We start from the raw sequence: 20,626 nt of genomic DNA, 5'->3' as shown, positions 1-20,626 counted from the left end.
CATTAAACGTAGACGTACTTTCCGACTATGTACATAGCATTAATCAACTCGTGCGACTGATGGATCCAAAACCAGCTGCCGGCAAAACCTGTCAAAACGAAGGGCGCAAAGGGCCGTTTTGTTGACGCGTGCCCTGCCCGCTCAACGCGATTTGAGCTAAGCCATTGATGCATAAGTGTCCAGGCCACCATGGCGATGCCGGCACCGATCAACGACCCCAGCAGGTACTCGATATTGGAGGCCAGCCCCAAGGCGGCTAGCAACTTCACATCCCCCGCGCCAAAGCGGCCCAACGCGTAGCCGGGCAGGGTCAGCACCAGCGCCAAAGCCAAGGCCAGGCCACCCTCGCTGCGGGGCGCACCCAGCCAGGTCGAGCCCGCCCATAGCAGGTAAATCAGCGCCAACAGCCCGACGCCCAGGGTCAGCGTATTGGCAATTTGGCGCTGGCGAATATCCTGCACTCCACATACGCCCAACCACAGCACGATCACTAGCGTCTGGATCACGTAAAAAACATCCCTTTTGGCTGAATGACTCTATGCTGATATCAAGTACTCGACTCAGGGTAGACGCAGTCATGAAATCGAGCCTCCCGAGAAAGCAAAAAGGCGCTGCGGCGATCGAGTTTGCCTTGGTCTTCGTGATTTTCTTTGCGGTGTTCTACGGCATGCTCAGCTACAGCTTGCCGCTGCTGTTGATGCAGTCATTTCACCAAGCGGCGGCCGAAGGGGTACGCCGCAGTGTGTCCGTGGACCCAATCACTGCAGGTGCAGGCTATTCGGCCCTGGTTGTACAACGCGCCAAGGATGCGACCCAGGCCCAGTTGAACTGGATCCCCAGTTCCTTGAATTTCTTGCCCGGCTATATCACCGCTACCTACACCAATAATTTGCTGACGGTGAAGATCACCTACCCCACGGCCAATATCAAAGCGGTCTTGCCGGCCCTGGTATTGCCCGGGGTGGGCACCGTACCGAACTTGCCCACCAACCTAACTGCTACCTCGAGCCTTCAGTTTTGACGACGGGGGATAAATTGTTCGCACGCCTGCGCGGGCGCACCAGCGCCCTGGCTCTGGATGTACCCACGACGCCCGCGCCCGGCCTGCAACTGCAACTGGACAACCTGGGTCGGGTGCTGAACATCTCAGGCACCTTGAGGCCTATGCTTGCCCAGCATCTTGCTGGCATGCCGAACCCACCGTTGCAGACCTTGCTGTGCACCGACAGCGCGCTGAGTGTCGAGGGCACGCCGCAAGAGTGGCAACGACACGGCCTGGACCTCGACTTCCAGGGCGCTGCCGGCCAGGTCCTGCATACCCGCGGCTGGATCGAGCCGGAGGGCGACGGTTGGACCCTGCACCTGCTGGACATCACGGACCTGCTGGCCGACCGAGTACGGGTGCAGCAACGCGAACAGAACCACCAACTCGCCGCCCTGATGAGCGAACAGCTGCGCGTGTGCAGCCTCACTCGCCTGCCCCAGGTGTTCAGCGAACACCTGCGCAGCGTGGCCCAGCGCTGGCGCATCCCCTGCGTCGCCATGGCACTGCTCGACGAAGATGACCAGGGCTGGCGCATCTACAGCCACTACGCCGCGCACGACGCCCCAGCCTTATGGCAAACCGGGCAACACCTGGGCACCAGCCTGGACAGCATCAACGGCAACACGCCACTGAGCCTGGACATTGCCCAGGGCCGCAGCGACAACCCGCGCCTGCACAGTGTATTTGGCAATGCCGACGGCTTCCTAGTGCCGTACCGCGACAGCCATGGCGCCGCCGCGTGGCTGCTGTGTGGCTTCTATAACGGCCAGGCACACCACACCGGCGAGCGTGACTGGCTGAACCTGTGCGCGGCACTCGCCGCGCCGCTGCTGGGCCGTCTGCGCGAACAGCGTCACCACCAGCAACTGGAGCGGGTAGAAGCCCTGCAAGGCCTGCTCGGCACTGGCTGGTGGGAACTGTTGCCCGCCACCCAGGAAATCCAACTGGCGCCACAATTGCTGCGCAACCTGAGCCTGGACGAAGGCCCCACCCGCCAACCCCTCGGCACCTGGCTCGAACTCATCCACCCCGCCGACCGTCAGGCCCTCGACAGCCGCCTGCAAGACCTGCAAGCCCTGGGCAAGCCACTGCTGACCAGCGTGCGCCTGCAACGCACCGAGTCCGAGCAGTCGCCCCTGTGGTACCGCATACAAGGCCAAGTGCTGGGCGCCGGCAATGAACGGCGCTGGGTCGGCTTCATGCTCGACATCAGCGACATCCAGAACCAGCAACTGCAAGCCGCCGCCGCCCATGCGCGCCTGGACAACCTGATCGCCAGCTCACCGGCCGTCATCTATGTGCAGCGCTACGTCAACGGCGCGCTGCACCCAGCGTTTTTCAGCGCCAGCCTGTTGCCGCTGCTGGGCTGGACCTTGGCCGATTGCAACCACGACACCCTGGCGGCGCTGATCCACCCCGACGACCGTGAGCGCTACTTCGAACGCACCCGCCAACTGCTGCGCGAAGGCAACGTGCGCAGCCGCTACCGCCTGCGCGACAAGCAAGGCAACTACCACTGGCTGCTCGACGAAGCCAAGCTTTTGCGCGACGACCTCGGCTTGCCGGTGGAAGCCGTGGGCCTTTGGCTGGACGTCACCGAGGCGACCCTGGCCGCCGAGCAGGTGCGCCAAAGTGAAGAGCGCTACCGCATCCTGGTGGAAGACTCGCCAGCGATGATCTGTCGCTACCGTCCCGACCTGATCCTCACCTTCGGCAACACGCCGCTGGCCAATTACCTGGAATGCCGGCCCGACCAACTGCCAGGCATCGACCTGGGCCAGTGGCTGTCGGATGAACAGCGCGCCGCCTTTATGCAACGCATCCAGCAACTGACCCCGGAATTCCCGGTGAGCACGGCGGAAATCAGCCTGCAACTGCCGGGGCGCGAACATGCCTGGTGGGTGTGGTCGGACCGTGGCGTCTTCGATGAACAAGGCGCCCTGATCGAAGTGCAGGCCGTGGGCCGCGACAACACCGAAGTACGCCGCTCCCAGCAGCAACTGACCCAAAGCGCGAAAATGGCCACCCTCGGCGAAATGGCCACCGGCCTGGCCCACGAGATCAACCAGCCGCTGAACGTGATGCACATGGCCATCACCAATGTGCTCAAGCGCCTGGGCAATGGCGATGTGCAGATCGACTACCTCACGGAAAAACTCCTGCGCATCGACGCCCAGGTGCAACGCGCAGCGCGGGTGGTCGACCATATGCGCGTCTTCGGCCGCCGCTCGGAAATCGAGCAACAACCATTCGACCCGGCGCAGGCGCTGGAGGGCACCCTGTCCCTGCTCAGCGAAGGCCTGCGCGGCAAAGGTGTAGACGTGCGCATCAGCCCTGCGGACTTCTCGGTGCAGGTCAAAGGCTATGTCGACCAGCTGGAACAGGTGCTGATCAACCTGATGGTCAATGCCCGCGACGCATTACTCAGCCAGCGAGAAAAAGACCCTGCCCTGCGCCCCTGGATTGCCCTGCACAGCGAGCACGACAGCCGCCATGTGCGTATCTGGGTCGAAGACAACGCCGGCGGGATAGACCCGCGCCTGTTGGAGCGGATTTTCGAACCGTTCTTTACCACCAAGCCGATAGGCGTCGGCACCGGATTGGGGCTCTCGGTGAGCTATGGGATTGTGGAAAACATGGGTGGGCGCCTGAGCGTCACCAACGGCGAGGCCGGCGCGAAATTCTGCGTCGAGTTACCCATCGCGCAGAACTCAATCAGCTAACCACGACGCGAAGAGAGCCGCTCTTGCTCTTGCTCTGCTTTTGCTCTTAGGCGCCCCGTCAAACCACGCTGGCGGATTACGGGCACACCGAGCCCAGGCGAGGTGCCGAGTGGTGGGGCAAGAGCGTTTTGCTTACTTTGGCCTGGGCCGGCATCCCGGCTTTTGCAAAGTGAGCCGCCGTCAGGGCGGAACCCTAAGTGGCCGTTACCGCAGGAATGGATATGTACTCGGTATAACTGTGTCGACTGGCAGGCCGCTATCGCAGGCAAGCCAGCTCCCACATTTGGAACGCGGGGTGTCAGCCAGATAGGCGTCGGCTGTCAGGCCGCCATACCAGGCAACCCCCCACATTTGGAACGCGGTGCATCAGATAGACCAACAGGCTAAATCACCAGATAAGCCCGGCCCATATGGCAAGAGAGATTGGCACCAACTTCGGCATTGCCCAAGTTGATGCCCAAGGCGCTGAGCAAGGTGTTGACGATAGGGTCGAGAATCGGCGACAGCACGTTCTGGATCAGCCCCACCACCGCCGTGGTGATGGTCGCCAACAGCCCGGCGACCCCAGCCAGCGCACCATTGGAGACACTGCCGCTGGGCGGTACATAAGTTACCTGCAAGCCATTAAGGGTCGCCGTCAGGCTGCCGACGATATTGGCAGTGCCCGGCGCGAACTTGTAGGTGGGCGGCGCATTCATCTCGGCCACCGGCGCAAACACCATCGTGCTGGTTTGCGCAGCAATGGTGGAGTTGGCTTTCAACAGCAAACCGCCCCCCACATTGGGTGTACGGTTGGGGCTGCACAGCAGCGTCAGGACCACACAGTAGCGCTGGCCAAAATCGATCAGCCTGACCGGCTGCACATCGACTGCTGCGGAGGAAGAAAAAGCCGCCACCGGATCCACCGTACCGACCGCCAGGGTCGCCAGGGACGTAGTGGTTTCCACCGTCAAGGATTTGGAGGCCGGCGAGTCGCAATTGAAATCCGTGACATGGGTTTGCGCACTACCGGCTTCGATGTAAATGGCCAGCGATGTGGTGACATCCACGTCAGCCACATTGCAGGCCACCAGGCACAACACACCGCCAACCACCGCCGGCAGGTTGAGGTTCAACAAGCCCTTGACCACCTGGGACACCGGCGTGCCCAGGCCCGTCAATATGGACGCCACGCCAGAGACCGCCTGGATGATCGGCGCCTGCACAGTCACCAACGTACGCACTTGCGCAGTGCGTACAAAAATCTGATCGGTCGGCGGGGTATTCAACAAGCCCTTCTTCGCCAACGCCGGATTGCCAATGGCCGACAGCTGCGGCGGTTCGATGACCTTGGTCTGGATCGACACATTGCCCACCAGCGGAATCGCGACCTGCGCCGCCGCGCTCACCGCATTCTTGCTGCTGGACAACTGCGCCACCGCTTCCAACAGTTGAAACAATTGCACATTGCTGTTCAGCGCCGCCGTCGGCGTGCCGGTGGCGATGTCGATCAGGTCACCCACGGTCAACAGCTTGCTGTTGGGTGCAATGGCTTGGATCGAAATCACGTCATTGACCACCGCCGTGACCGCCGCACCGTTTTTCTGCAAAACCTTCACAGCAGCGTCGATCAGTTGAGTAGCCGAGACTGCGGTACTGAGCAAGGCATCGTAGTCACCGGCCTTCACGTTCAGGTTGATCGCCAGTTGGTCCAAATAGCTGAGCAGGTTGACGTTGGTCTGCAGCAAGCCGTTCCAACCCGCCGCCGTGAGCGAAAGGTTACCGCCGAGCAGGTTGCCGATGACCAGGTTGAGCAGTGGGGATTTGCCTGAGTCGACGCTGGCCAGGCTGCTGCGGATCGAGAGCTGTGCCACGGGCGGCGGTGTCGCTGCGACGGCGGTGGCGCTCAAGTTGATTTGCGGGGTGATCGGCGCGCCGCTGAACAGGTTCCACAGGCCATTGGCGATGCTGGTCAGGACGGTGCGCGAGGCCACCACGCGGATCGCGTCGCTCTTGGTGGCATCCGCGGTAAACACACGGGTGTTCAGAGCATTGGTCGCCAGGGTGCCGCACGTCACCGCCAGGGTGCTGCCATTACCGACCACAAAACCGTTGCGCGCCGCATTTTGCGTGGCATAGGCGTTTGCGGTGGCGTTGGTACCGCATTGGCCACCGAGACCGGCTGCCTCCAACGCCGAGGTATCGGCGACGGATTGCAGCTTGCGCTTCTCCAAATACAAGCGCCCGCTGTCGACCGCCAGCAACGTAAACACCAAGGCCAAGGCCAAAGTGCCTGCCGCCATCAAGCCTATTGCACCACGCTGCCTGAAACCGAATCGGGGAGACATCGAAGCACTCCTGCGCTAACTCTCCGTTGCACTGGAGTGTAGACAAGGCTTCGGCAGGTTGCTGGCAACTCGCCACATTGGCAACTGGCGGAGATGCCCTGAATGTCGGCTCCCTAATACAACTCAGCTAAGCGAACGCTATGCTCAAAACACTGAAGATCAAATGTGGGAGCTGGCTTGCCTGCGAAAGCCGGTAGGGCAGTCACTGAAGCAGTGACTGACACACCGCTTTCGCGAGCAAGTCCGCTCCCACAGGGGGTACGGGGGATCAGCGCGGCGGGTAGTTGGAAAGGATCTTGGTCACGGTGCTGCGGATGGCTTTGTTGCGTTCCTCGGGGTTCGGCGTGCTGGCCATCATCTGTTCGTCGCTGCCGCGCCACACCAGCTTGCCGTCCTTGCCGTCGAGCAGGTCGATCTGGATGGTCGCGACCTTGTAGGTGATATTGCGGGTTTCGTTGTACATCGGCGCGCCCCAATAACCATTCCACGGGCCGCCCCAGGCACCGCCATAGTTGGTGGTGACTTGCTGCTGGCGGTCTTCGACGATCAGGTAGGCCTGTACATTCAGGTCAGCCTTGGTGCCCGCCGCCGCAGGACGCAAACCGCGCTGATCCAGCTGTTCGCCCACGGCCTGGCGGATGCGTTGCTCGGTGAGGTCGCTCTTGATCCTCGGGTCATCGGGACGGTACTGCAACGCTGGGTCTTTCCAGGCCCAATTGCGGTAGGCGCCGAAGTCTCGGCTGGCGTCGAAATCGTGGTTGACCTGGTTGCTCTGGCAACCGCCCAGCAACATGACAACAGCAAGCGCAGCGATGCGACGAAGCATGGTGTTCTCCAAAAACAACGTGGGCCTGTAATGAGAATAGCTGCTAACTGGGCGGATAGGCAGCCATTGCCTTCTGCATCGCCTTGCGCAAGCTATCGGCGCGTTCGCTCAGGCTGCCCTGGCTGGTGGTTTCGGCACTGGTGCTCCACACCGGCTGGCGGGTGCGCGCATCGAACAGGCTGATACGCGCCACGGCCACTGTCACTTCATAGGTGCGCACCACGGGCACGCTGTTGTACATGCCGTAACCGTTGCCATAGCGGTTATAGCCGCCGTAGCCGTAACCATAATCGTCCTGGACCTGGCGCAGGCGTTTTTCCAGGCGTACATCGGCGCTCACCAGCAGGTCGGGTGCACGCTTGTCATGCAAGGGGCGCAAGCCGCGCTGATCGAGGGCGCCGCTGACAGCCTCGGCAATCTGCGCCGAATCGGCCCAGGCCGTGCCCGCCGGCAACTGACCGTTGAGCCAACCCCAGCTGCGGTAGGCGCCATAGTCGCGCACCGGCGCGGGGTAGGCGCTGGCATCAAAGGTAGTGGCCGCCTGGGCGGGCGCCGGCGGCATCGGTGCCGAACTGGCCACGTAAGGATTGGGGCTCGAGCACGCCCCAAGCGCTAAAGACAACAGGATTAAACCGAGACGACGCATGTCGACCTCCCACGCTGGGCCGCTTAAACCGGGCGGCAGATCCAGTGCAAATATCGCCCAAGCCCGGCAAAGCTTGGGTGACGACGGTGAGCGAGCTCCATCTCCAACAAGTCCTGCAGGTTAGCGCGCGCCTGGAATTCCACCGGCATATAGTCGTGGAACACCCGCACGCCACTTTGGCTTTCGACCTGCCACAGCCCTTCGAGTTGCGCCGCCAACTCCCGTGGGTCCAGGGGTTGTTGCGGCGTCAGGCTCTGCTTTTCGCCGGCCATGTCGTTCTTGCGCATTTTGCGGAAGTGGCCTTTGAGCAGGTTGCGGTAGATCAACGCATCACGGTTGTAGAACGCCAGGGACAACCAGCCACCCGGCAGCGTCAGCTGGTGCAGCACCGGCAGGATGGCGTGGGGCTCGGCCAACCACTCCAGCACGGCATGACACAGCACCAGATCGTAAGGCTCGGTGAGCTGGCCAAGCAAGTCCTGCCACGGTGCATGAATAAAGGTCGCGCTTTGGCCCGCGTCGGCGAAGCGCTGGCGCGCACCTTCAAGCATCGGCGCCGCGGGTTCGGCCAGGGTTACCTCGTGGCCGCGCTCGGCCAGCCACAGCGACATGTGCCCAAGGCCTGCGCCGATATCCAGCACGCGCAACGGGCGTTGCGGCAAGGCTTCCATCAGGTCGGCCTGGAGCACCGCCAGGCGAATCGCGCCCTTGGCACCGCCGTAGATCTTCTCGGCAAAGCGCGTGGCCAACTGGTCGAAATGACGATCACTCATGGGCAAACCGCCGTTCGCTATCGGCCAGTTTGGCGCGCACCACTTCGTTCATATCCAGGCCCAGTTCACTGCACAGCAACAGCAGGTACAGGACAATATCGCCGACCTCCTGGCCCGCATGGGCAAGTTTATCGGCGGGCAGTTGGCGGGATTGATCTTCGGTGAGCCATTGGAAGATTTCCACCAGCTCGGCCATTTCCACACTGGCAGCCATGGCCAGGTTTTTCGGGCTGTGGAACTGCTTCCAGTCGTTGGTATCGCGGATGCGGTGCAGGCGTTCGGTGAGGTGTTCGAGGTTCATGCGGGGGCTCCTGAATGGGTATAGCTTACCCGATCACTCCCACGCTCCGCGTGGGAACGATCAGTCGACAACGCTGAACTCGAGCCTGGCGGTTTGGCCGGCTTCATCCAATACGCTGAGCTGATAGCGGCCCAGCCGTTCAAAACTGGCATTGATGCTGTCCTGGTTCGCGCTGTCGCCCAACGGCGCCCCATTGAGGAACCACCAACGCCGGCCACTGCCGCCCAGGGCGGAAATTTTCAGGCGCAAGGCTTGCTGACTGGCAGCGGGCAGACGCAATTGATCGCCCTCGCGCACGCCCACGATGGACAACGGCGACGCCGCAGCCAGCGCCGGCGGAGGGCAATCCGGGTCAGGCGCAGGAATGCGTGCTTCACGGCGTTCAATCCTTGGCAACCAGGGCTCCAGCGGCGCCGGCCACAGCGCGATGTTTTTGGGGGTTGCGCCAGGGCAATGGGCATCGACCCTCAAACCCTTGGGGTTAACCCAGATGCTTTCCATCAAGCCCACGCTCAAGGGTTGATCCAATGCCTGCAAGGTCGGCGGCGTGGTGTTGTCCAGGGTCCAGGCAAAACGCTGGCGGCGGCAATTGGGGTCGCTGCGGCTCATGGGCTGGCCCAGCGGCCAACAAATCGCTGCCACGCCGATATTGGCAGGCACCGGTTTGACTGGCGCACTGATGCCGCGCTGGCTATCGCGGTTGGTCAGCACGTCATGCACCTGCAACATCAACGGCGCTGCCGACGCCAGGCCGAATTGCCCCGGTACCGGCGTGCCATCGGGCCGGCCGATCCATACGCCAATCAGGTAACGCGGGCCCACGCCAATCGCCCAGGCATCGCGAAAGCCATAACTGGTGCCGGTTTTCCACGCCAGCACCGGCCGTTGGACCAGCTCGGCACGCGGGTCACGGTCGGGCCGCGCCTGGCCGCTGAGGATGCGCCGCACAATCCAAGCGGCGCCGGGCGACAGCAACGGCCGCTCCCTGAGCGTATCGTCCGGCTGTAACCGCAGGCTGGCGCTCTTGCCATCACGGGCCAGGGCGCTGTAGCCACTCACCAGTTCTTCCAGACGACTGCCCGCACCGCCGAGGATCAGCGCCAGGTTCGGCTCGGCCAATGCCGGCAACGCCAAGGGCATGCCACCGATGCGCATCTGTGCGGCAAAGCGCTTGGGCCCGTAGGCTTCCAGCAGTTGCACCGCAGGCAGGTTCAACGAACTGGACAACGCGGTGCTGGCCGGTACCGCCCCGGTAAAGCCCATGGAAAAGTTGCCAGGGCGGTAATCGCCATAGCGCCGAGGCACGTCCTGCAACAGCGATTCGGAGTGAATCAGGCCGTCATCCAACGCCATCCCGTAGAGAAAAGGCTTCAAGGTGGAACCGGGCGAACGCAGCGCGCTGATCATGTCCACATGACCAAAGCGCTTGGTGTCGTTGATATCCACCGACCCCAGGTAGGCGCGCACCGCCATGCTTTCTTCTTCCACCACCAGGATGGCCGCCGAGGTGTGCTCCGGCAGGCGTGCGCGCCAGCCCAACAGCAGGTCTTCGAGACGGCGTTGCAAGGTGGCATCCAGAGTGGTGCGAATCAGTGGCGGGCTGTCGGGGCGATTCAGGCGACGTGCGAGCAAGGGCGCCAGGCTCGGTTCCAGGCGTGGGGCGAGCAACAGGGGTTCTTCCAAGGCTTCATCCACCGCCGATTGCGGCCATACCTGAAACTCGGCCAGGCGGCGCAGCACTTTGTCCCGGGCCTGCTGGGCGCGCTGCGGATGACGGTCCGGGCGCAAACGGCTCGGCGCCTGGGGCAATACCGCGAGCAACGCGGCTTCGGCGTGAGTCAGTTGTGATGGCGACTTGCCCAGGTACGCCCAACTCGCTGCCGCCACGCCCTGCAGCGTACCGCCGAAGGGCGCGCGATTCAGGTACAGGTTGAGGATTTCGTCCTTGGACAGGTGCCACTCCAACTGCGCGGTACGCCACAGCTGGCGTAACTTGCCGTGCAGGGTGCGTGAGTGTGGGTCGAGCAGGCGCGCAACCTGCATCGACAAGGTGCTGCCGCCGGACACCACTCGCGCGCCGCTCAGGTTTTGCCAGGTCGCACGCACCAGCGCCAACGGGTTTACGCCGGGGTGTTGGTAGAACCAACGGTCTTCATAGGTGAGCAGCGCGTCGAGGTAATAGGGTGAGACTTCGCGGGTTTGTACCGGGTAGCGCCATACGCCATTGGCATCGGCAAATCGCCACAGCGGCGTGCCATCTTCGGCCAGCACCACCCTGGCCAGGTCGTCCTGGGGCAGGGGCAAGGGCCAGATGCGATCGGCCAGCCATAGCAGGGCAACCACCAACACCACACAGCCCAAGACCCAGCGCAGCAACTGTGGGAGCTGGCTTGCCTGCGATAGCGCAGGATCAGTCAACTTATCCACAACTGCCCACCGCTATCGCAGGCAAGCCAGCTCCCACATTGGGCCGCGTACATCCGCAGGTGATTAAACTAAAACTCAAACGGGCAAACCTCTATGCTTGCAGGGAACTCGCCTGCGTTATCGACAACCAAAGGCACAGTTACGCCCACCTTCTCATCAGGACACGCACATGCAGGTAGAAAGCTTTTTCGAATGGTTGGGCCAGGCGCTCGGTTCCGTCATCCGTTTTATCGTCGACGGGCTCAGCGGTTTGTTCGGGGCCTTGACCCACGCCGGCGGCAACTTTATCGACGGCCTGTCACGCACCTTGGGCATGGACACCTCGATCATCAGCATCATCACTCTGATCGTCGGGTTGCTCTTCCTGTACTCGGCGGTACGCGCCTTTATGCGGGCCTCGATTATCGTGGGGATCATCTGGCTGATGCTGGGGCTGTGGTTGCTTAGCTGGGTCGTACACTGACATCACAACCACTCGACTCCCCCTGTAGGAGCGAGCAAGCTCGCTCCTACAGTGTCTTTCAGCGGCCCTTGATCACCATATCCACCGGCGTCTCGCCCACCGCCTGCCAGTTCGGCCGATACATCGACTCTACCTGCGGCGGCGGCACGCGGTAGGTTCCCGGTGTCACCGCACGCGCCAGGTACAACAAGTGCGTGGTGCCATAGCCATCCAGATTCATCGCCGCCACATAGCGGTCGTCCCTGAACTCCTGATGCTTGAGCGATGCGTTCTGCATCGACTCGCGCCACTCCTTCACCTGGCTGCTGGCGTTCTCCAGGCTCGCTGCGCTTTGTGCCAGGTTCTGGTTTTCCAGTTCCAGACCGGCGGGCAGCAAGTCCACCACCAAGGCATCCGGCACGCGTTGCTTGGCACTGACGGCCAGGTGCACCAGCACCAGGTCGCCGCTGTTGAGGCTGCGCAAATTCAACGGCTGGCCATTCATGCCCAGGTATTCGCGGCGAATACTCAGGTTCTCGCCACCCGGGGCAGGCGGCACTTGTGGGTAACCCGAGATTGTCAGTTGCTGGTAGACCGGCACATCGCTTTGATTGGTCAGGCTCAAATTGCCGGAAAGCAGCTTGCCTTCCAGGTTGAGCGTCGACTGCTGGTTATTGAGCTCATGCTCCCCGTCGCCGCCATCCAACAGCACCTTCCACGCCGATTCGGGCTGGGCGAAACCCAGCCGCCCGGCCAGGAACAGCGAGTTGCGCTCCTGGGTCGACAGATAGGGGCTGGCCGCCAACTGGTCCGACAAGGTAAACAGGCGCTCTTCACGCTTGCCCTTGGCCAAGTCATTTTCCTCCAGCAACGCCAGAATCATCGCCTGATCGCGCAACGGGCTGCCGTAGTCGGCCAGCCACTCCTTGGCACTGCGCTGCGCCGCCAAACCGGCAAGCAAGGCTTGATCGGCACGCGGCTGGTCGCCCATTTTCTGCAGGGCGATGGCCAACTGCACCAACGGCAAGCCGGAGCGCGCATCACTGCGCCGTTCGAACAGGCTGCGCAAGGCACCCAACGGCGCCTGCTGACTGCGCGCCAGCACCATGCCAGCATACGCCTGCACGGCAAACCGGGTGTGTTCGGCGTTGTCGCTGTAATCCACCTCGATCAGATTACGCTCCTGCACATACCGCAACAGGCGCTCGCTGGCCTTCTTCAAGGCTTCAGGCGGTACTGCAAAACCCTGGTCGCGGGCGCGCAGCAGGAAGTCGGTGACATACGCAGTCAGCCAATACTCTTCCTCGCCGTCAGCGCCCCATAGGCCAAAGCTGCCGTTGTAGCGCTGCATGCCCAGCAGGCGCTCGATGCCCAACTCGATCTTGCGCTTGCGCTCGGCATCCGGCTCGCCCTTGATGCTCAGGCGCTTGAGCAGCGCGTCGTCGGCGTACAGCGACGGGTACAAGCCACTGGCGGTTTGTTCCAGGCAACCATAGGGGTACGCCTTGAGCGCACTGATCTGCGCGCCCAGGTTCAACGGCGGCCGGCTCGACAGGCTCAACAACGCCTCGCGCCCCGAGGCATCGAACTGATCCAGCGCACCCGCCGGCAAGCTCCACGGCTGATCCTTGATCACGGCGCGGTAATGCTTGAGCAAGGCCGGGTACGCCGGGCGCACGCCTAAGGTCCATTCGCGGCTGAACGGCGGCAGGTTTTCCCCCGGCAGGTCCAGGCCATTGACCGTAACCTTGACCTTGCCCTGACCGAAACCGCCCCAGGCTTGTACCGGAATACGCAGGGTGGTGCGCTGGCCTTGCTTGAGTTCAACCGATTGCGCGTCGCTGTTGACCAGTTCCAACGGCCCTTGCGTCGTTAATTGCACATCGAGTTTCTGCGCCTTGCCCGACAGGTTTGAGAGGTCCAGGGCCAAGGTGGTCTGGTCGCCTCCTGCCAGGAAGCGCGGCGCCGACAGCTCGGCAATCAGCGGGGCGGCGATCACCGTCTTGCCTTCGGCCATACCGTAGCGATCATCGCTCCAGGCCTGGGCCATCAGGCGAAGTTCGCCATTGAAGTCGGGGATATTGACGCTGACTTCGCCCTCGCCTTTGTCGTTCAGCGTCACCGGGGCGCTTTGCAGGGCGACGATGGTCACGCTGGTGTCCGGGCGTTTGCCGCCTTTGGCCAACGCCGCGTCGCCACCAAATGCCAGGCTGGCCAGGCGCCCTTGGCCGGCTTCAATCAACTGGCCGTAGATGTCGAATTGGTCGACGCCATAGGCTTTGCGGCCGAACAGACTGGCGTACGGATTGGGCGTTGGGAACTCGGTGATATTGAGGATGCCCACGTCCACCGCCGCCAGCAGTACGTGCACCTGTTGGGGCACGCTGCCATCGGCGTTCCTGGCGGCGATCTTCACCGTCAGAGGTTGTTTGGGGCGCATTTTTTCTGGCGCAGTGAGGGTCAGGCCGAGTTTACGCTGGGTGCGATCCAGCGGCAGGTGCAGCAAGCCCACGGCGCGTTTAGGCGTGATATTGGCTTTGCGCTCGCCGGGACGAATCACCAGGGCGCTCACATACAGATCGTGGCGCGACCATTTCGGGTCGAGCTTCACCGCAAAGCTTTTGCCTTCGGCCGGCACGTCGATTTCCTGCCACCACAGCGGCCCTTCGGCAGACTCCACCAACAGGTAGCCTTTACCGGCGGCCGGTGGCGTGACGGTGACGTTGGCGGTGTCGCCATCGCCATAGGCGGGCTTGTCCAACGCCAGCTTGACCTGGTCGGGGCGCACGGCGCCGCCTTCGGTGTTGTCCTGGGCCTGGTAGCCGGCCCAGAAACGCAGGCTGCTGACCAGCCCGGTGTGCAGGTCTTCAACCTCCACACGGTAAGGGCCCCACTCCACCTGGAAGCTGACCTTGGCGGTGTCGCCCGCCTTGATGTTCAGGCTCTGCTCATCGAGGTTGAGGAATTTCTCGTTGAAGTGGTAGCTCCAGCCGTCATTCTCCGAGTAGTTCCAGTAGTAGTCGCGGCGCTCACGCACCAGGCGCACCTTGAGGTCTTGCGCGGCCAGTTTCTGACCGTCCTGGTTGGCCACCAGCACTTCGAATTCCACCGGGCCATCGCCGTTGGTTTCCTTGCCGTCAAACAGGCCACGCAGGCCCGGCAATTGCTCGGCCGGCCAGATCGGCTGCACCAGGCGCCGGGTGATCGGCCGACCGCCGGACTCCTGCAGGCTGGCTTGCACAATCAGTTGCAACGGCGACTTGGCCTCGGCCCACTTGCTTTCCAGGGTCAGCGCTTGCTCGCCATTGGCGTCGAGTACGCTTTCGTCCAGTTCGAAATCCTGGCTCAGCTCTTCTTCAGTGACGGAACCGAACTGGTAGCCCGGCAGGGATTTGACCGCCTCACGCAGTGGCCGCACGTACACCTGGCCACTGACGCGGTTACCGGAGGCGGGCGCGCCGTAGAGGTAACGACCGTTGACCTGGATGACCGGGTTATCCGCCGGGCTCAACGCCGTGTCACTGCCCTTGAGTTCCAGCGCCAGGCGTTCGGGCAGGAAGTCTTCGACGAGAAATTCATAGAGTTGCGGCTTGCCGTCACCGAGGTCGAACACCAACTGCCAGCGCCCGGTCGGCGCCTCGCCAGCCAGCTGCAACGGGTATTGATACAGGCCCGACGCGTCGGCCTCCCACACGAACTTGCGACTCACCTGTTCATCCGGGCGCCGCACTTCGACACTCACCGGCTGAGGCTTCACCGCCTTGCCATCCTTGTCACGCAACAGCGCGTTGAGCAGCACGGTTTCGCCGGGGCGATACAAATCACGCGGGCCGAACACAAAGAACTGCAACGGGTGGGACGGTTGCCCGCCGATATCGAACTCCGCCAAATCCAGCGCGGCGCTGTCCAGGCGCAGCAGGCTGGTTTGCTCGCCCTGCTTGGCCAGTAACACCTGGGCTTTTTTCGGCAGCGGCAACTCGGCGTGGCCACCGTCTTCGGTCTTGCCCTGGCCGAGCACGCGGCCTTCGGCATCGAGGATTTCCAGTTCGACGCCGTTCAGTGCCTTGCCGCCTTCCAGGGCCTGGGTAAACACATCCAGGCGATTGGCGTAGCGGTGCACCGACAGGCCGATATCACTCAAGGTGAACAGGGTGGCCGGTTGCGAATAGCTGTAGGTGCCCGAAGCGCGCATCACCGCCAGGTACACGCCCGGCTGCTGCAACTGCTTGAGGCCGGCAATCGGTAGCAACAGGGTTTCGCGGGTATTGCGCGCCGGGTTCAGGTCGAAACGCCCGCCGTACACCAGTTCGGCCATTGGCAGCAGTTCACGGGACTCATAGCTTTGCAGGCTGGTATTACGCCCCCACTGCGCCAGGAACGACGGCAGGGATTCGGGTTTGATCCGAAAGAATTCCACGTCGATCTTGTCGACATTCAACGCGATCACCGGCAGCCCCTCGGCCAGGCGCGTCGGCAACAGGGTGCCACGGCTGGCGAAGCCGACGGTGGCTTGCAGGTCGCGGGTTTCCAGGCGGGCGCTGTATTCGGCGGCGAGGGTGTTGCCGTTGACCGCCTTCACCCCGGCGTCCACGGTCAGCACCAGTTTGCGCTGCGGTTCAAGGTGGCGCAGGCGCAATTCCATCAGGTTATCGGACAGTTCCCAGGCGCCATCGACCTTGCCGGACTTGCTGTCTACCAGGTGCAGCTTGTCGGCGAATTTCTGATCGGGGTCCAGCGCAATGGAAAAACTCACCGACAGCGTGCTGGCCCCATCCAACTGCACCTCGGACACATCCACCACGCTCAGCTCACGTCCGGCATAGCGTTGCTTCAACGCTGCCACGTCCACCGCCGCTTTCACCGGCTTCGGCGCTGCCGCCACGGTGGGCGCAGGCGGTGCAGCGGGTTTATCGGAAGAATCGCAAGCGCTCAGCAGGGCCAGCGCGCAGGCCAGGAACAGTCCTTTGTTAAGCATGGGGCACTCATAGTCAGAGGGAACCGAGGGGTGAACTATATATCAGCGCCGACCAAGCTGCTGCGGCGCCGGTCACATTGACCGACGGAGGGGCGGTTGGTTCTAGGTGGGCATGAAGCCAAGCCAAATCCCACAGCCACTGGAGATCAAACAGTGGGAGCTGGCTTGCCTGCGATAGCGGTCTTTCAGCCGATACCTTCACTGGCTGACCCACTGCTATCGCAGGCAAGCCAGCTCCCACATTGGTTCTGCTGTGTGGCGGGTTGACGGTTACAATGCCGCTCCACCAAGGAGCCTTCATGACCGCCCTGCTGACCGACTGGCGCCACCGCCCCACCCATCGCCGCGTCTGGGCCCTGGCCGCGCCGATGATCCTGTCGAATATCTCGGTGCCCTTGGTGGCTCTGGTGGACAGCATGGTCATCGGTCACCTGCCCCACGCCCACCAACTGGGTGCCGTGGCTGTCGGCGCCAGCCTGTATACCTTCCTCGCCTGGGCCATGGGTTTCCTGCGCATGGGCTCCACCGGGTTCGCCGCCCAGGCCGCCGGGCGCAACGATGGTGCAGCGCTGCGGCAAATCCTGTTGCAAGGCTTGCTGTTGGCGCTGGGGCTGGCGATGTTACTGGGTACCGTGGGCATTCCCCTGAGCCATCTGGCCCTGGAATGGATGCAGCCCTCGCCCGAACTGAACCAACTGACCCGCGAGTTTTTCCACACGCGCCTGTTCGGCCTGCCCGCCGCTCTCGCCAGTTATGCACTGGTCGGCTGGTTCCTCGGCACCCAGAATGCACGAGCGCCATTGGCGATTTTGCTGACCACCAACCTGGTCAACATCGCGCTTAACCTATGGTTCGTCCTCGGGCTGGACTGGGGCGTGGTCGGCTCCGCCCGAGCCTCGGTGATCGCAGAGTGGACCGGCACCCTGCTCGGCCTGGCGCTTACGCAAAAAGCCCTGCGTGCCTATCCTGGGCATATCGCTTGGGCCGCCTTGAAACTGTGGCAAAGCTGGCGCCCGTTGCTGGCGGTCAACCGCGACATTTTTATCCGCAGCCTGGCGTTGCAGTCGGTGTTTTTCATGATCACGGTGCAAGGCGCAAGGCTGGGAGATGCCACAGTTGCAGCCAATGCCTTGCTGCTCAATGGGCTGTTACTGACGGCACATGCCCTGGATGGCCTGGCTCACGCGGTCGAGGCTCTGTGCGGCCACGCCATCGGCGCACGTGACCGGCAAGCGTTACGGCGGTCATTGGTGGTTGCCTGTGGTTGGTCGCTGATCGCCAGCGTGGGTTTCGCCCTGCTGTTCACCCTCGGCGGCCATCTGTTCATCGCCATGCAAACCGATATCCCCAGCGTGCGCGAAACCGCCGATATCTACCTGCCCTACCTCGCGGTATTGCCGTTGATTGCGGTGTGGAGCTATTTGCTCGATGGGCTGTTTATCGGTGCAACGCGGGCGCGGGAAATGCGCGATGGGATGTTGCTGACGGTGCTGCTGGTACTGCCGATTGCCTGGGCCTTGCAGGGGCTGGGCAACCACGGCCTGTGGATAACTTTTTTGCTGTTCATGGCGGTACGCAGCTTGATCCTGGGGGCGATTGCCTGGTGGTTGAGCACGCAGAATCGCTGGCTGAGCGATACCCGCTGACACGAGCCCCTACCTGTTACTTCTGACAGGTTACAAGCCGATTTTTCAAGCGTTGAATAGCGGTGGGCAACCTCCCCTGCTTACGCCAAGGAAAATCGCTATGAATATCAAACGACAAACAGGCATCGTCACCCTTTGGGTAATCGCCACGCTGACTACCGCAGGCTGCACGGCGCCATCGAACTCAACAGCGCAGCCGGCCGGGACACTGCGGGTGGAGAACCAAATGGCCGGTGAGTACACACTCGTGGTGATACATGGGACTGAACAGCACAGAATCACCAAAGGCGAATCAAAGGACCTGACAATCGATGGAAAAGAGGTGCTCCTGTCGCGCCTCAACAGTCAGGGCACAATAACGCAGATAGCCCTCAACGCTCACTCAGAGAGCAAATGCCCAGTGACGCAATGCTTGCTCGTAAGGTGACTTGATCAACGTCGTGCCAATGCAGTCGGCCTCACAGGAACTAAATGAACACTCGCTCAGTTCCAGTGAGGCCGCGCGACTCAAGAAGACAAGTAAGAAGAACGAGTCAACCCAAGACGCAACGCATCCAGGAACTGGGTACGCTCGGACGCCGAGATCTTCGCACTCGCGCACTTGTCGCGGTAGTGCGTCATCAACTCTTCCGGCGACAAGTGCACATAGCGCAGCATGTCTTCGATGGTGTCGTGAGTCTCGATCCCGGCGCTGTACACCGAACCGTCTTCACGCTGGTAGATGTTCACCGAGTCGGTGTCACCGAACAGGTTGTGCATGTCGCCCAGGATTTCCTGATAGGCGCCGACCAGGAAGATACCCAGCAGGTAGTCCTCGCCTTCGTTCAAGCCGTGAACCGGCAGGCTGGTTTCGATACTCTGCTCGTCGACGTATTGCTTGATCTTGCCGTCGGAGTCGCAGGTCAGGTCTTGCAGCACGGCGCGGCGCAGCGGCTCTTCGTCGAGGCGGTGCAGCGGCAGGATCGGCAAGACCTGGCCGATGGCCCACGTATCCGGCAAGCTCTGGAATACCGAGAAGTTGCAGATGTACTTGTCGGCCAGCTTGTCGTTGAGTTCGTCCAACACCTGGCGGTGCGAGCGCTGGCGGGCTTTCAACGAGTTGTGCAGGCGGCGGCACACCGCGAAGTAGCACTGTTCGGCCAGGGCTTTTTCGGCCAGGGTCAGCTTGCCGTCGGCGTACTGGGTGGCCACGTCGCTCATGTAGTGGGTGGCGCGCCAGTAGGTTTCGGTGACCATCTCGATGTCGGTCGGGCCCAGCAGGTCCACCAGCCATTGCACGGTTTCCGGCAAGCTTTCCTTGTTTTCGATGGTTGGGATTTCGTCGTTGTGCTTCTCGACGTCAGTGACCTGTACCACCAGCATGGCGTGGTGAGCGGTCAGGGAGCGGCCGCTTTCGGAGAAGATATTCGGATGCGGCAGGCTCTGCGCGTCGCAGAACTCCTTGAGCATGCCCACTACCACGCCGGCGTAGTCGTCCATGTCGTAGTTGATCGAGCTGGCGTTGCGCGAGTGGGTACCGTCGTAGTCCACGCCCAGGCCGCCGCCGACGTCGATGTGATCCACCGGCAGGCCGAGGTTGCGCAGTTCGCCGTAGTAACGAATGGCTTCCTTGAACCCGTGCTGGTAGTCGGCCAGGTTGGCGATCTGCGAGCCCATGTGAAAGTGCAGCAGGCGGATGCCCTGGTCCAGGCCGGCTGCGCGGAAGCGCTCGACCACTGACAGCAACTGGGCTGCCGACAGACCGAATTTGGATTTCTCGCCACCGGTGTCCGCCCACTTGCTCGATGCCAGAGACGACAGGCGCACACGCAGGCCCACCTGCGGCTTGACCTTGAGGCTGGCGGCCTCTTCGATCACCAGCTCGACCTCGGATTCTTTCTCGATGACGATGAAAACGTTGTGACCGAGTTTCTGGCCCATCAACGCCAGGCGGATGAACTCGCGGTCCTTGTAACCGTTGCAGACGATGGTGCCGCCCTTCGGCGCCAGGGCCAGCACGGCCAGCAGCTCAGGCTTGGAGCCGGCTTCCAGGCCGATGGAAACGTTCTGGGTGGCAATGATGTTCTCGATCACCGCTTCCTGCTGGTTCACCTTGATCGGGTACAGCGCGGTGTACTTGCTCTGGTATTCCAGGCGCTCGATGTTGGCATCGAAGGCACCGGTCAATTGGCGCACGCGGTCTTGCAGGATATCGGGGAAGCGCACCAGCAGCGGCAACGACAGGCCGCTTTTGCGCAACTCATCGACTTGCTCGTACAGGTCGACGGGCGTGCTGTTCGGGCCGTTCGGACGGACTTCTACGCGACCGGCTTCATTGATCGCGAAATACCCGGCCCCCCAATGGCGAATCCCGTAAACACTGCGGCTGTCCGCAACTGTCCATTGGCTGCCATCGTCTTTGCGTGTGCGTCGTACGGACATCGAAGTCCCCTATAAATGAAGGCGAAGGCGCCACCTCTCGCGGAGGCTGGCGCAGTCTAAAGAATGAAAATGAC

The 20,626-nt window shown here is 62.3% G+C and carries 14 protein-coding genes; 5 read left to right on the top strand and 9 right to left on the bottom strand.

The features are described 5' to 3' along the window. Positions 1-2: 2 nt before the first annotated feature. Positions 3-506, bottom strand: coding sequence for a prepilin peptidase (locus tag CLM72_RS03205; protein WP_105225611.1), 504 nt, complete (start codon positions 504-506; stop codon positions 3-5). Positions 507-577: 71 nt separating this feature from the next. Here CLM72_RS03205 and CLM72_RS03200 point away from each other — a divergent pair, with 71 nt between their 5' ends. Beyond that, entirely contained in the window at positions 578-1,021 is a 444-nt protein-coding gene (locus CLM72_RS03200) for a TadE/TadG family type IV pilus assembly protein (protein ID WP_105225610.1), read from the top strand. After that, complete coding sequence (locus tag CLM72_RS03195; RefSeq protein ID WP_105225609.1) at positions 1,018-3,768, top strand: PAS domain-containing sensor histidine kinase; 2,751 nt, start codon at positions 1,018-1,020, stop codon at positions 3,766-3,768. The genes CLM72_RS03200 and CLM72_RS03195 overlap by 4 nt, the downstream gene beginning before the upstream one ends. Positions 3,769-4,151: 383 nt before the next feature. On the opposite strand, the gene CLM72_RS03190 is transcribed toward CLM72_RS03195, so the two are convergent. The 6 genes from CLM72_RS03190 to pbpC all read right to left on the bottom strand — a co-directional run bounded on the left by CLM72_RS03190 (position 4,152) and on the right by pbpC (position 11,014). Beyond that, positions 4,152-6,095 (bottom strand): pilus assembly protein TadG-related protein, encoded by a 1,944-nt coding sequence (locus tag CLM72_RS03190; RefSeq protein WP_105225608.1) that lies wholly within the window; start codon positions 6,093-6,095, stop codon positions 4,152-4,154. Between the two features lie 268 nt (positions 6,096-6,363). Next, on the bottom strand, positions 6,364-6,921 hold the full coding sequence (locus CLM72_RS03185) for a DUF4136 domain-containing protein (RefSeq protein ID WP_034126431.1): 558 nt from the start codon (positions 6,919-6,921) through the stop codon (positions 6,364-6,366). A 43-nt stretch (positions 6,922-6,964) separates the two neighbouring features. After that, positions 6,965-7,567, bottom strand: a complete 603-nt coding sequence (locus tag CLM72_RS03180) for a DUF4136 domain-containing protein (protein WP_078467818.1) — start codon at positions 7,565-7,567, stop codon at positions 6,965-6,967. A gap of 23 nt (positions 7,568-7,590) precedes the next feature. Next, positions 7,591-8,340: a methyltransferase gene (locus CLM72_RS03175; protein ID WP_105225607.1), complete on the bottom strand. Its 750-nt coding sequence runs from the start codon at positions 8,338-8,340 to the stop codon at positions 7,591-7,593. Further along, positions 8,333-8,641, bottom strand: a complete 309-nt coding sequence (locus tag CLM72_RS03170; protein WP_003188211.1) for a MazG-like family protein — start codon at positions 8,639-8,641, stop codon at positions 8,333-8,335. The genes CLM72_RS03175 and CLM72_RS03170 overlap by 8 nt, the downstream gene beginning before the upstream one ends. 60 nt (positions 8,642-8,701) lie before the next feature. Beyond that, on the bottom strand, positions 8,702-11,014 hold the full coding sequence (gene pbpC, locus CLM72_RS03165) for a peptidoglycan glycosyltransferase PbpC (RefSeq protein WP_371920467.1): 2,313 nt from the start codon (positions 11,012-11,014) through the stop codon (positions 8,702-8,704). Between the two features lie 223 nt (positions 11,015-11,237). Between pbpC and CLM72_RS03160 the strand changes: the two genes are divergently transcribed. After that, complete coding sequence (locus tag CLM72_RS03160) at positions 11,238-11,531, top strand: hypothetical protein (RefSeq protein ID WP_003188208.1); 294 nt, start codon at positions 11,238-11,240, stop codon at positions 11,529-11,531. A gap of 58 nt (positions 11,532-11,589) precedes the next feature. On the opposite strand, the gene CLM72_RS03155 is transcribed toward CLM72_RS03160, so the two are convergent. After that, complete coding sequence (locus CLM72_RS03155; protein WP_105225605.1) at positions 11,590-16,485, bottom strand: alpha-2-macroglobulin; 4,896 nt, start codon at positions 16,483-16,485, stop codon at positions 11,590-11,592. A gap of 299 nt (positions 16,486-16,784) precedes the next feature. Between CLM72_RS03155 and CLM72_RS03150 the strand changes: the two genes are divergently transcribed. After that, positions 16,785-18,131, top strand: a complete 1,347-nt coding sequence (locus tag CLM72_RS03150; protein WP_105225604.1) for an MATE family efflux transporter — start codon at positions 16,785-16,787, stop codon at positions 18,129-18,131. A gap of 100 nt (positions 18,132-18,231) precedes the next feature. After that, positions 18,232-18,558 (top strand): hypothetical protein, encoded by a 327-nt coding sequence (locus CLM72_RS03145; RefSeq protein WP_034126424.1) that lies wholly within the window; start codon positions 18,232-18,234, stop codon positions 18,556-18,558. An 80-nt stretch (positions 18,559-18,638) separates the two neighbouring features. Here CLM72_RS03145 and speA read toward each other — a convergent pair whose 3' ends face one another. After that, entirely contained in the window at positions 18,639-20,552 is a 1,914-nt protein-coding gene (speA, locus tag CLM72_RS03140) for an arginine decarboxylase (protein WP_096144003.1), read from the bottom strand. Between the last annotated feature and the right edge of the window lie 74 nt (positions 20,553-20,626).

Origin of the sequence: Pseudomonas sp. MYb193, assembly GCF_002966775.1 — a bacterium.
In the GTDB taxonomy this organism is placed as follows: Bacteria; Pseudomonadota; Gammaproteobacteria; order Pseudomonadales; family Pseudomonadaceae; genus Aquipseudomonas; species Aquipseudomonas paracarnis.
The sequence above is the reverse complement of the archived record's forward strand: the minus strand, read 5'-3'. Positions and strand labels throughout refer to the sequence as shown.